The 12,011-nt window shown below is 36.6% G+C and carries 10 protein-coding genes and 1 tRNA gene; 2 read left to right on the top strand and 9 right to left on the bottom strand.

The features are described 5' to 3' along the window. Window positions 1-22 precede the first annotated feature (22 nt). Complete coding sequence (locus tag ACODST_RS21370) at window positions 23-709, bottom strand: hypothetical protein (protein ID WP_488934118.1); 687 nt, start codon at window positions 707-709, stop codon at window positions 23-25. A gap of 579 nt (window positions 710-1,288) precedes the next feature. On the opposite strand from ACODST_RS21370, the gene ACODST_RS21365 reads away from it, so the two are divergent. Together ACODST_RS21365 and ACODST_RS21360 are read left to right on the top strand one after the other, a co-directional pair. Next, the gene (locus ACODST_RS21365) at window positions 1,289-1,834 is read left to right on the top strand and encodes a hypothetical protein (RefSeq protein WP_488934117.1); all 546 of its coding nucleotides are present in this window, start codon (window positions 1,289-1,291) and stop codon (window positions 1,832-1,834) included. A gap of 174 nt (window positions 1,835-2,008) precedes the next feature. After that, window positions 2,009-2,905 carry a hypothetical protein gene (locus ACODST_RS21360; protein WP_488934116.1) on the top strand — a complete coding sequence of 299 codons (897 nt, stop codon included), beginning with the start codon at window positions 2,009-2,011 and terminating at the stop codon, window positions 2,903-2,905. Window positions 2,906-3,078: 173 nt separating this feature from the next. Here ACODST_RS21360 and ACODST_RS21355 read toward each other — a convergent pair. From ACODST_RS21355 to ACODST_RS21320, 8 genes are all read right to left on the bottom strand, one after another. Beyond that, window positions 3,079-3,152, bottom strand: a tRNA-Arg gene (locus ACODST_RS21355). Window positions 3,153-3,242: 90 nt separating this feature from the next. After that, window positions 3,243-3,692 (bottom strand): GatB/YqeY domain-containing protein, encoded by a 450-nt coding sequence (locus ACODST_RS21350; protein ID WP_488934115.1) that lies wholly within the window; start codon window positions 3,690-3,692, stop codon window positions 3,243-3,245. Window positions 3,693-3,889: 197 nt separating this feature from the next. Then, window positions 3,890-5,872, bottom strand: a complete 1,983-nt coding sequence (ftsZ, locus tag ACODST_RS21345; RefSeq protein ID WP_488934114.1) for a cell division protein FtsZ — start codon at window positions 5,870-5,872, stop codon at window positions 3,890-3,892. Between the two features lie 78 nt (window positions 5,873-5,950). After that, window positions 5,951-7,360, bottom strand: coding sequence for a cell division protein FtsA (gene ftsA / locus ACODST_RS21340; protein ID WP_488934113.1), 1,410 nt, complete (start codon window positions 7,358-7,360; stop codon window positions 5,951-5,953). A gap of 6 nt (window positions 7,361-7,366) precedes the next feature. Next, a complete protein-coding gene (locus ACODST_RS21335) occupies window positions 7,367-8,089 on the bottom strand; it encodes a cell division protein FtsQ/DivIB (protein WP_488934112.1) in 723 nt (240 codons plus the stop codon). Continuing rightward, entirely contained in the window at window positions 8,076-9,425 is a 1,350-nt protein-coding gene (gene murC / locus ACODST_RS21330) for a UDP-N-acetylmuramate--L-alanine ligase (protein WP_488934111.1), read from the bottom strand. The genes ACODST_RS21335 and murC overlap by 14 nt, the downstream gene beginning before the upstream one ends. Window positions 9,426-9,569: 144 nt before the next feature. Continuing rightward, window positions 9,570-10,655 (bottom strand): undecaprenyldiphospho-muramoylpentapeptide beta-N-acetylglucosaminyltransferase, encoded by a 1,086-nt coding sequence (gene murG, locus ACODST_RS21325; protein WP_488934110.1) that lies wholly within the window; start codon window positions 10,653-10,655, stop codon window positions 9,570-9,572. Window positions 10,656-10,673: 18 nt separating this feature from the next. Beyond that, entirely contained in the window at window positions 10,674-11,993 is a 1,320-nt protein-coding gene (locus tag ACODST_RS21320) for an FtsW/RodA/SpoVE family cell cycle protein (protein WP_488934109.1), read from the bottom strand. Window positions 11,994-12,011: the final 18 nt, after the last annotated feature.

Raw genomic sequence — 12,011 nt, 5'->3', positions numbered from 1 at the left:
ATGGATTATTTTTAGAAAGTTACTATATCCCGTTTTGTAATTCGATGTTTTTAATCCATTCCTTTATGTCCTTAACGGCTTCCCGAACATCCTCAATTTTATATTCGTTCATCCTGGGATTGTAGTCAAAAAAGTCCTTTTTAAAACATAACTGGAAAGTTTGTTTATCCAATTCATAGCTGTTTGAAACCATCTTGGTAGAGGATCTGCTGCAGAAGCCATTAGTCTGTGTAATACTAATACCAGTTTTATTAGCCTTAATATAAAACTCACTCAGTTGCTTGGTTTCTATACAGTAATCTACAAACGCTTTTATCTCATTGGCTTCCCAATTGTACATGGAAATGTTTTTATTAAAAAAATCTGAAATTGCATTCCATTGTCTTTCAGAATTCATTTCACACCAATATCCCGAATCTCTTTGGTACCAGCCTTCACAAAGCTCTTTTACCGAACCGGATACCAATTGAAATTCCCCATCCCAATGATTATTGTAATGTCCCCATATGCCATTTTCATCTTTTCTGTAACCTATTATCAAATCGGAGTCGTCATAAAACTCGCCTATCCGTAAAAAATTCTTTTCCTTATCAATTTGCAAATTCTCATGCGGATACAGCATTTGACATTCAACCGCATTGAAAAGACCCAGGGAGTAATACTCCTCTAAATATTCTGAGCAATTATAGCCATCGGGCTTAGATTTCATAATTCAATTTAAATAGAATGCAGCAAGTTTATTTAATAATAGAAGTTACGTTACCGCTGTTAAAACACCTCTTTTAAACAAATATAAAATTAATATCTTAACTATAAAATCAGGTTCATTTACAAAGAAGAAAACCAGGTCTCGTTTGAAATTCCTTACACTAGTGCTGTAGAAAATTAAAAATTGCAGGGCAATCAAAAAGCCTGAGAATTTAAATTCTCAGGCTTTCAAAATTTATAGTGACCTTAGCGGTACAGAATTCGAACCATTTCGTGGAGGGTTTAAGATTTTAAAAGATGTATAATCATTTGATTTATGTTAATTCAACTAGTTTTCAGCTATCGCATTCTTATCCATCTAGTACGAAAAGTATAGAATCACTTAAAAGCCCTTTCGATCATTTTTAAGCTTATTATTATATATTTGATAATAAGTAAGATGCCAATTTTCACCAGACATGTCTGCCCGATTTTGGGTTGATATGTCCGATGTTTTAAATAAATAAACTTCTGGAAAAAGAGTCGTTACTGGCCACGGTGCCATAATTTTATGTAGTAACCTAAACAAATCTCAATTAAAATGAAAGTATTTAAATCCATAAAATTTATTGGTTTGGCGGTAATCTTATTTATAAAGACAGGTTATGGACAAACAAGAAATGAAGCAGCAATTAATGAGTTTTTACATTGGAAACTGAACCCAAAGCAATCTACTGAAAACAATGCCGCTCAGGCGAATCTTCCTATTGAATCAATTTCTCATAAGGTAGTGCCAGTTGCCGTGTTAAGTAATCAGACAATTAAATTATACAAGATTGACAAATTGTTGACAAAGGCTGATATTATAACCATGAATCAGCAAATAAAATACTGGAATAATACAAAAAAATGGGACTCAAAAACTTATAAATTTCCATTTATAAATCCAGATACTTTGACCGACCCTGCAGCACCATTTTTAGAATTGTCCATCCCAATATTTTCAAAAAACAAACAAATTTGCTTGCTCAGATCCAATATCAGCTGTCATCAAAATTATTGTCATGACGAAATGATCGCCATTTATCAGAAAAAAAACATCGGGGAATGGAAAATAATTAAAGTGATACATCATGTAACTTTTTAGTATATAACTATTTAATTTTGACATCAGAACAATAAAAACTACTTAACAAATAGACAACAAAAAAGAAAAGCGATTGCGTACAGCGAGATTTACGAAATCAGAAGAATTGGCTTAATCTAGTTCAAACCCTCTGTAGTACTGGGAGTACACAGTAAATAACCGAAACACTCAACAATGGAAATACTCATAATACTATTAAGTATAATTGCAGGATTAATAATTTTATATTTTGGATTAGCATTTATTTTAATTCAAATCCGCAGACCAAAATTCAATAAAAAAGGTTATACGAAACTTGAAAAAAAACTTTTGGATATTTTTACATCTATGTTTGATCCTGATTCAGCTGACAAAATTAAGAAGCAAATTGAATACTTCGAAAATAAACGTAAATGGAGGCAGTACTGGGAGAAGAGTATGTCAATAGAACTATATGGAGATAAAAAAATGCCGTCTGACTTAAAATACTCAAGACAAGATGATAGTAAAATCGCAACGATTAGATTTAAAGTAAACGAAGAAAAATACAGTATTGAATTTGATAGTTATGACGGTAGGATTTGGGGATGGAAAATAAGACCTAATCCCAGCCGAATTCAAAAAACAGACAATATTGAAGTAATTAGTAAAAAGATTAACAATGATCCAAATGAGAAAGTTGTAATTAGTATCGAAAAAACAGAATTCAGGACAATTCCAAATTTTGAAGGCGTGATTGGAGAGATTGCAAAAGTGAAACCAATTAAAACCGCCTATAATCCGTTAATTCCACAGCAAATTGAGATATTTAAACTAAAAATTGATTCGGTACTCCCAAATGGTTACATACAAATCATTGAGCAAACCGAGGGCTTGGAATTTCTGGAATTTCGAATTTCAGGAATTTCTGAAATACAGAGAACCGGATTAGATGATGGAAATTATTTTCATTTAGCCGAATTTGACGATGGAATAATTGCCGTAAAAGAAAATGATAAAAATGGTGAACTTTATTTTTGCCATTTTTCAAATGGATTGATTGATAAATTGGGAACGGATTTTGACACGATATTAAAAGAAAAAATCGCGTAACTACACAACATAGCAGCTATTACAAAGTTATTCATGATTTTGAATTTGAAAAAAACTGGCGACGAATTTAGGAATGATACTAAATAATTGATGCAAAAAAAGAATCCTTGATTGGATTCGAACCAAAAAAGCCTGCAAAATATACTCTTTGCAGGCTTTAATTTTTTTTATAGTGACCGCGGAGGGGTTCGAACCCCCAACCCTCAGAGCCGAAATCTGATATTCTATCCAGTTGAACTACGCGGTCAAAAATATTTAAAATTCAATTTTTTAAATTGAGCTTTCCAATTTGGAATTTGGAATTTCCTATATTGGAATTTCCTATTATTGGAATTTATTACGAAAGTAATCTTTTTACAATTGTAGAAATGGTTTTTCCTTCAGCAGTTCCGCCCAATTGTGCCGATGCTAATCCCATTACTTTACCCATTGAAGCGATTCCGGAAGCACCTGTTTCAGCGATGATTTTCGCTATTACGGCTTCTACCTCTTCTTCACTTAACTGAGCTGGTAAAAATTTCTCAATTACAGCTACCTGAGCCAATTCAGGTTCAGCTAAATCGGGACGGTTTTGCTCTGTAAAGATTCTGGCGCTTTCTTTACGGGTTTTAACCAGTCTCTGTAATAATTTTATTTCATCATCTTCTTTCAGGTCTTCTTTTGATCCTGAAGAGGTAGCTGCCAGTAACAATTCTGATTTAACTGCTCTTAAGGCTTCTAAAGCTACGGTATCTTTTGCTTTCATGGCCGTTTTGATTTCGTCCATGATCTTTGCTTGTAAACTCATTTTTATTTGTATTTAAATAAGCTGTGCTTATCAATGAATATCTGTTGAAAGTATTTCTACTCCGCCTGAACTGACAGCAAATTTAACTTTAAAAGTCAAATAAAGAAGTCAAATTTCTAAATTCTGTGCGAAGATAAAAAAAATAACCCGAAAATTAAATCCAATTTTCGGGTTACCCTTATATTAAGATTGAAAAATTAATCTACGTTGTCGTGCAAAAAGGAATTATTGGAACGAAGCTGTAAATCATTATTACTGTCTGTTCCCACCGAAATCCTTGAATTAGTGTTGTTTGACTGTGAATTAGACAAATCAATTCCTAATCTTTTGTAAGCCGGTTCTTTTTCAAGTTCATCGATTCTGGAAACATTATTATGGAATTTATAATTAAATTCTTTTAGTTTCTTTCTTCTTTCTTCAGCTCTTAAACGAAGTGTTTCCTCAATTGTTAATTCCATTGGAGAAACTTCAGACGTTGTGGTAAAATCAGGCTGGCTAAAGTCAGCTCTTGATTTTAAAGTAATATTCAATTCTTCAGGAACAGTTTCTTCTGCCACTTTTTCAACCGGTTTAGAAGCCAGTAAGTCGTTTTCGACCTCCATATATTCTTCTAACGAATATTTAATGATTCCGTTATCTGAAAGTTCTGTTACCGGTACAAATGAAACCGGATCATTTACTTTAATATTACGGGTATCATTCGACAATTCGAATACAATTTTATTGTCCTGTTCTGCTGCAGGCTCTCTTTTTATTTCCGGCTCCGATTTGAAAAGCGGCAAATCGAATGAAAAAGTAGTTTGTTGTTCTTCTCTTTCAAAAGTTCGCTGCTGTACCGGTTGTTTTATTTCCTGAACCGTTTCGGCTGCCGGAGTTGTAATTTTAAAGTCAATATCGGTAATTGGTGAAACAATTTCAAAAGTGACATCCAGATTTTTAATAAACTCAGACATTACAACCAGTTCTTCCTGATTGATGGTAGGCGTTGTTGGAGCCGCTGGAGTCTGTACGGGAGCAACCATATCGTCTTCCATTAAATCAAACACGATCTTTTCTTCTGATTTTGCTGCAGGTGTTTCTGCATTTACATCAAAAGAAGTAAGCGGTCTGCTGGTTAAATTATGAACACTTCTCTGTTCATCTTCTAACGTGTGAATGATTTTTTTAGGCTCTGTATTTACAATTTCGTTTTGCTGTTCTACATCAAAACCGGTAGCAATAATAGTTACCGCAATAGCATCACCAAGGCTTTCGTCTTCTCCAACCCCCATGATAATATTGGCATTATAACCTGCTTCTGCCTGAATATGATCGTTGATTTCCCCGATTTCGTCAAGCGTTATCTCGTCAGATCCAGAAACGATAAGCAACAATACGTTTTTGGCACCTGTAATTTTGTTATCATTTAATAATGGGGAATCCAATGCTGATACGATAGCATCTTTGGCTCTGTTTTCTCCCTGCGCCACAGCAGATCCCATAATAGCCGTTCCGCTGTTTGCCAAAACGGTTTTGGCATCACGTAAATCGATATTCTGGGTATAGTGGTGCGTAATTACTTCGGCAATACCTCTTGAGGCTGTTGCCAAAACTTCATCGGCTTTAGAGAATCCGGCTTTGAAACCTAAATTTCCGTAAACTTCTCTTAATTTATTATTGTTGATTACAATTAAAGAGTCAACCTGTTTACGTAATTTTTCGATTCCTAATAACGCCTGTTCCTGACGTACTTTCCCTTCAAACTGAAACGGAATAGTCACGATACCTACGGTAAGGATTTCTCTTTCTTTGGCTAACTGAGCGATAACAGGAGCTGCCCCGGTACCGGTTCCTCCCCCCATACCAGCGGTAATGAATACCATTTTGGTCCCGCGGTCTAACATTTTTTCGATGTCAGCGATACTCTCAATAGCCGATTGCTGTCCTACATCAGGATTTGCACCTGCTCCAAGACCTTCTGTTAAATTTACTCCTAACTGAATTTTGTTAGGTACTGAACTGTTTTGCAGTGCCTGTGAATCGGTATTACAAACTATAAAATCAACCCCTTTAATACCTTGTTTAAACATGTGGTTGATAGCATTGCTACCGCCGCCGCCGACACCTATTACTTTGATTACATTTGACTGGTTTTTTGGTAAATCAAATGAAATACTTCCAAATTCTGAGTTGCTCATCATCTTTTTGGTTTTTGAAATTCTTATTTAGTACATTTTTTACTTCTTGACTTGGGGCCAGAAAGTAATCCTTCTCTTTTATTATTCTGCGTTGTCTAAAAAATCCTTGATTTTATCGACATATCTGTCAAAAAATGATCTTCTGATTTTTGTTTCTGTAGATTCTGCTCCGGCCTTTACTGTTTTCACTTCTCTTGGCTGTTCGATTGTTTCTACTTTTTCAACGTAGTTTTCCTCAACTTCGTATCGCTGCTGTACAGGCGGTTCGATATTTCGGTACACTACTTTTGGCTGTTCATTTACAACTTCTATTCTGACAGCACTCTGTGTACTGTTTTCGATGCTGTTCATTACTAGACCTACTGCCGTTGCAAATAACGGACTTGAAATTTCTTCGCTTGAGTTTCCTGCTAAATGCTCATTCGGATATCCAATTCTGGTATCCATACCTGTAATGTATTCTACTAACTGTTTAATATGTTTCAGTTGTGCACCACCACCGGTAAGAACAATTCCTGCAATTAACTTTTTACGCGGATCTTCGTGTCCGTAAGCTTTGATCTCGGCAAAAACCTGTTCTACAATTTCCACTACTCGCGCATGGATGATTTTGGAAAGGTTTTTTAATGAAATCTCTTTGGGTTCTCTGCCTCTTAATCCCGGAATAGAAACAATCTCGTTGTCTTTATTTTCGCCCGGCCAGGCTGAACCGAATTTAATTTTTAAAAGTTCGGCTTGTTTTTCGATAATCGAACAGCCTTCTTTGATATCATCCGTAATTACATTTCCTCCAAAAGGGATTACAGCGGTATGACGGATAATACCGTCTTTAAAAATGGCCAGATCGGTAGTTCCGCCGCCAATATCGATAAGGGCCACTCCCGCTTCTTTTTCTTCCTGACTCAAAACGGCATCAGCAGAAGCTAATGGCTCCAGGGTTAATCCTGATAATTCGATTCCGGAACTCTGAATACATCTTCCCACGTTTCTGATAGAAGAAGCCTGCCCTACTACTACGTGAAAACTGGATTCTAATCTTCCGCCGTACATTCCGATAGGTTCTTTAATTTCAGACTGTCCGTCGATTTTAAATTCCTGTGGTAAAACGTGAATGATTTCTTCTCCCGGTAACATGGCCAGTTTATTTACCTGGTCGATTAAAAGCTGAATGTCTTTTTCGCCAATTACTTCCTCCGGATTGTTACGGCTGATGTAATCCGTATGCTGAATACTTCTGATGTGCTGTCCGGCAATACCTACCACCACATCTTTTATTTTGTAACCTGAATTATTTTCTGCCTCAAGTATTGCCTGCTGGATAGACTGAATAGTCTGCGTAATGTTGTTAACAACACCTCTCGCCACTCCCAGGCTTTTGGATTTTCCAATACCCAGAATTTCCAGTTTCCCATACTCATTTTTCTTGCCTATCATGGCAACTATCTTTGTCGTTCCAATATCTAGACCTACTGCAATGTTATCTTTTTCCATTTTCTATTATTTTGTGCAAACTACTTGTTCCGTAAACCTAAGGTCAATTTTATTGTATTTGTATAACGAACTATCCAAAACAGCCTTTTGAAAAAAGGCTTTATAGTTTCTAAATTTTTTATCAACATTCATTGTACGACCAAAATCTATGAAGTAATCATAGTTTCGGTTAAACATTTTTAGGCTGCCATTAGGCATAATTTCGATTGCAATGATGTTTTTTTTCAAAAACGCATCGTCGTAAATTGTGCGAAATAAAGCAGCTAAATCTTCGTTATTTTTTTCATTTATTGCCCCTGAAACAAGAGGAACTCTTGCGGTGAAATTATCAGATAAGGGCATTTTATTTCCCTCATAGTCAATATAAAAAGAGCGACCACCATCATAGACTCTTGCTACTGGTGTCTTCTGTTTTACTACCGCTTTCAGAACGCCGTCGATACTTACAAAAACATCAGAGCTTTCGATCATGTCTTGTGTATTGAGGGTTTTCTCTATCTTATTCAAATCTACTTCATCTTTTCTAATACTGGAAGCGTCTCTTTTATTTTCTATCAACAATTTATTAACCGTTTCCGGCTTTACGAAAAGCGTATTTTCTCCTACAAAAACAACCATCGATTTTTTCAGTTTTCGGTCTCCGTTTCGGTGCTGCGCAAACGAATATAAAAAGAGCACAAGACCCAAAATAAGCACTAATCGAATATTGGTCCAGTTAAATATTTTCATTTAGCATTTTTTTAATTGACGGTACCATTTCACCAATATCACCAGCTCCAATTGTTACAATTACCGGCGCATCACTGGCTTTGATTTCCGCTAATAAATTTTCTTTTGCAACAATCTTTTTGTTCGGATTGGTCATTTTACCCAGCAGCCATTCTGATGTGATTCCTTCCATCGGTAATTCACGTGCCGGATAAATATCCATTAAAAATACATCATCAAACTGCGACAGGCTTTCAGCAAACCCATCGGCAAAATCCCTTGTTCTGCTGAACAAATGCGGCTGGAAGACAGCCAGAACTTTACGCCCCGGATACAGCTCCCTAACAGCCTGATGCACAGCGTTTATTTCTGTTGGATGATGCGCATAATCATCGATATACACTAAATTTTCAGATTTAATCTGATACGAAAAACGTCTTCTGATTCCGTTAAATGAAGCAATGGCTTTTGCAATAGCAGCGGTTGGGGTGCCATACGTTTTTGCCATCGCAATAGCCATTAATCCATTCATCAGATTGTGTTTTCCAGGCAGTCCGAAACGAAGGTCTTTCATAATTTCTGACGGTGTCTGCACGTCAAAAACATAACTTCCATTCTCAATTCGCACATTGTATGCTTTATATACTGCATCTTCATTTATAGCACACTGAACACCATCAAGAGGCAGTTCTTTGGTGATAAACAATTTGCTTTTATCTTCTACTTTCGAGGCAAATTCCACAAAAGAGGCCTCAATAGCATCACTCGTCCCATAAATATCCAAATGATCAGCATCCATTGACGTTACACAGGCAATATCCGGATGCAGATGGAGGAACGAACGGTCAAATTCATCCGCTTCTACAACAGTAACTGTTTTTCCGGTTCCAATTAAATTAGAATTGTAATTTTCTACAATCCCGCCCACAAAAGCCGTTACATCAGCACCGCTTTCATATAAAATATGACCTAAAATACTCGATGTTGTGGTTTTACCATGTGTTCCGGCAACTGCAAAACTAAAAGTGTCCTTGGTTATAATTCCTAAAACCTCGGCACGTTTTTTAATTTCGTAATTTCTCTCAATAAAATAATGCCATTCTGAATGCGAGGCAGGTACAGCAGGTGTAAAAATTACCAGTGTATTCTCGGCATAATAATCCTTCGGAATCAGACCGATATTATCTTCAAAATGAATATCAATACCGCTTTCAATTAATTCACTGGTAAGCATTGACGGCGTTTTGTCGTAACCTGAAACCTGTTTCCCAATATATTTGAAATAGCGGGCCAGGGCACTCATTCCGATACCTCCGATACCAATAAAATAAACGTTTTGTATTTGATTTAAATTCATTTCTTTTTTGCTTTTATTTGCTTTAAGCAATAGGCAGTAAGCTTCAGGCTTTCTACCTTTGTCTTTATTTTTTCTTATTCTCTTACTTTGTTTTAGTTTAAACTGCACGCAAAAAGCTTAAAACTTATGGCCTGCGGCTTACAGCTAAATCAACTTCACAATCTCTGCTACAATATCTTGTGTCGCTTTTGGTTTGGCCAGTTTTTTAATATTAGCACTTAATTGTTTTTGTTTTCCATCATCTTTCAGCAGCGCTTCAAAAACAATGCTAAACTGACTGTCCAGTTCTGATTCTTTCAACAAAATTGCGCCTTTGGCTTCTACAATAGCCTGAGCATTTTTAGTTTGATGATCCTCAGCCACATTAGGCGACGGAATAAAAATGACCGGCTTCCCTACAATACATAATTCCGATACCGAAGAGGCTCCTGCTCTTGAAATAATCACATCGGCAGCCGCATAAACAAAATCCATTCTTTCAATAAAATCAACCACTTTTACGTTTTGCTGATTGTATTTTTTGTACTCTTCAAAATACAGCTTTCCACACTGCCAGATTACCTGAACTTCTTGTGACAGAAAATTGGACAGCTCCTTTTCAATTAACTGATTGATTCTTCTGGCGCCTAAACTTCCGCCCAGAACCAGCAGTGTTTTTTTATTGGGGTCTAAACCGTAAAAAGCAATGGCCTCATCACGTTTGCTCTCGATATCTATCAAATCCTGACGAACCGGATTTCCTGTCAGAACGATTTTTTCTTTTGGAAAAAACCTCTCTAAATTTTCATAGGCTACACAAATTGCATTTGCCTTTTTACTCAGCAGTTTGTTGGTAATGCCCGGAAAAGAATTCTGTTCCTGAATTACCGTCGGGATTCCCGCTGCACCTGCTGCCTGTAATAACGGGCCACTGGCAAAACCTCCTGTTCCGATTACTACATTGGGTTTAAATTTCCTGATGATCCTTTTGGATTCCAGTAAACTCGAAGCCAGCTTTAAAGGAAACATCATGTTTTGTAAAGTCAGTTTTCTTTGTAAACCGGCAATCCAGAGACCTTTTATTTCGTAACCTGCCTGAGGCACTTTCTGCATTTCCATTTTATCTCTGGCACCTACAAAGAGAAATTCTGCATCAGGATATTGTAATTTTAATTCGTTTGCAATCGCAATTGCAGGATAAATATGTCCTCCTGTTCCTCCTCCGCTCAGTATGAATTTATACTTTGTCATAACGCTGTATTATCCTTCTTATTTATTTAAAACTGCATTCATCGGGTTTCTCGAATTGTCCTCGATAGAATACAGGGCTTCTTCTTCGTAAATCTCTTCTTTTGTGTCACTGCTTAAATCTTCTTCAGCCAGTTCTTTATCAATTAATCGCTGTAAAGCTTCTCTTCTTCTTTCTTTTTCTTCCTGTTCTTCGGCAATTTCTTCTTCTTTTTTGGTCACACTGATAATGATTCCCAATGAAAAACAAGTCATCCAGATCGAACTACCTCCAGAACTTATCAGCGGAAGCGTCTGTCCTGTTACCGGCAATAACTCTACCGCAACCGCCATATTAATCATGGCCTGGAATATCATGGGAAATCCAAGACCCACGACGACTAATTTTCCAAACAGTGTATTGGCTTTATGAGACGCAATCACAAACCGGAACAATAAAAGCAGGTATAGCAACAATATCGAAACTCCACCTACTAATCCGTATTCTTCTACTACAATGGCATAAATAAAATCTGAAGACGACTGCGGCAGGAAGTTTTTCTGAACACTTTTCCCGGGACCTAATCCTCCTAATTTTCCGGATGCAATAGCAATTTTTGCTTTTTCAATCTGATAATCATCTTCATCCGGCTTGTCAGTTGTAAAGTTCAGAATACGACTTTCCCAGGTAGACACCCTGCTGAAGAATCTTGAATCCGGAAATGCTTTTGCCACCAAAAGAAAAAAAGCCAGCATGGCAATTCCTGAACCAATGATAAAAGCAATATATTTTAACGGGTATTTACCAATGAACGTAAGCATCATTACCATTGAAAATATCAACGCTGTAGTTGAGAAGTTAGCAGGTAATATTAAAGCCAGAGTTATAAAAACCGGAATCCAAAGCTCTATAAACGAGGTTTGAAACGGTTCGTTTTCTTCTTTTGTTTTCGACAGATAACGGGCCACATAAATAAACAATACGCTTGCCGCCAGAGTCGAAGTCTGAAACGTGATTCCAATGAACGGTACCTGAATCCAGCGACTGGCATTGGCTCCCGCAATTACGGTTCCTTTTAACAACGTATACAGCAGTAACAGCCAGACTATTGGCAGTGCAATTTTTGAAATCGCCCTGAAATAATGATACGGCACTTTATGAACCCAGTAAATAATCAAAAAACCTATACAAACGTGAGCTAAATGCTTCACCAAATAACCTAAAGTATTTCCGGTTCCATGACCTATATACGCCAGATTACTGCTCGCACTAAAAACAGGCATAAATGAAAACAACGCCAATAAGGCCACAAATGACCATATTACCCTATCTCCTTTTAGTTTGTTAACTAACTCCTTCATATTTTAGATTTTAGAGTT

The sequence above is a fragment of the Flavobacterium sp. FG19 genome (assembly GCF_057809475.1).
The sequence above is the reverse complement of the archived record's forward strand: the minus strand, read 5'-3'. Positions and strand labels throughout refer to the sequence as shown.

Bases quoted from the DNA above. Each gene is read 5' to 3' on its own strand.
- ACODST_RS21370 (WP_488934118.1), bottom strand. From the start codon at position 709: ATGAAATCTAAGCCCGATGGCTATAATTGCTCAGAATATTTAGAGGAG.
- ACODST_RS21365 (WP_488934117.1), top strand. From the start codon at position 1,289: ATGAAAGTATTTAAATCCATAAAATTTATTGGTTTGGCGGTAATCTTA.
- ACODST_RS21360 (WP_488934116.1), top strand. From the start codon at position 2,009: ATGGAAATACTCATAATACTATTAAGTATAATTGCAGGATTAATAATT.
- ACODST_RS21350 (WP_488934115.1), bottom strand. From the start codon at position 3,692: ATGAGTTTACAAGCAAAGATCATGGACGAAATCAAAACGGCCATGAAA.
- ftsZ (WP_488934114.1), bottom strand. From the start codon at position 5,872: ATGATGAGCAACTCAGAATTTGGAAGTATTTCATTTGATTTACCAAAA.
- ftsA (WP_488934113.1), bottom strand. From the start codon at position 7,360: ATGGAAAAAGATAACATTGCAGTAGGTCTAGATATTGGAACGACAAAG.
- ACODST_RS21335 (WP_488934112.1), bottom strand. From the start codon at position 8,089: ATGAAAATATTTAACTGGACCAATATTCGATTAGTGCTTATTTTGGGT.
- murC (WP_488934111.1), bottom strand. From the start codon at position 9,425: ATGAATTTAAATCAAATACAAAACGTTTATTTTATTGGTATCGGAGGT.
- murG (WP_488934110.1), bottom strand. From the start codon at position 10,655: ATGACAAAGTATAAATTCATACTGAGCGGAGGAGGAACAGGAGGACAT.
- ACODST_RS21320 (WP_488934109.1), bottom strand. From the start codon at position 11,993: ATGAAGGAGTTAGTTAACAAACTAAAAGGAGATAGGGTAATATGGTCA.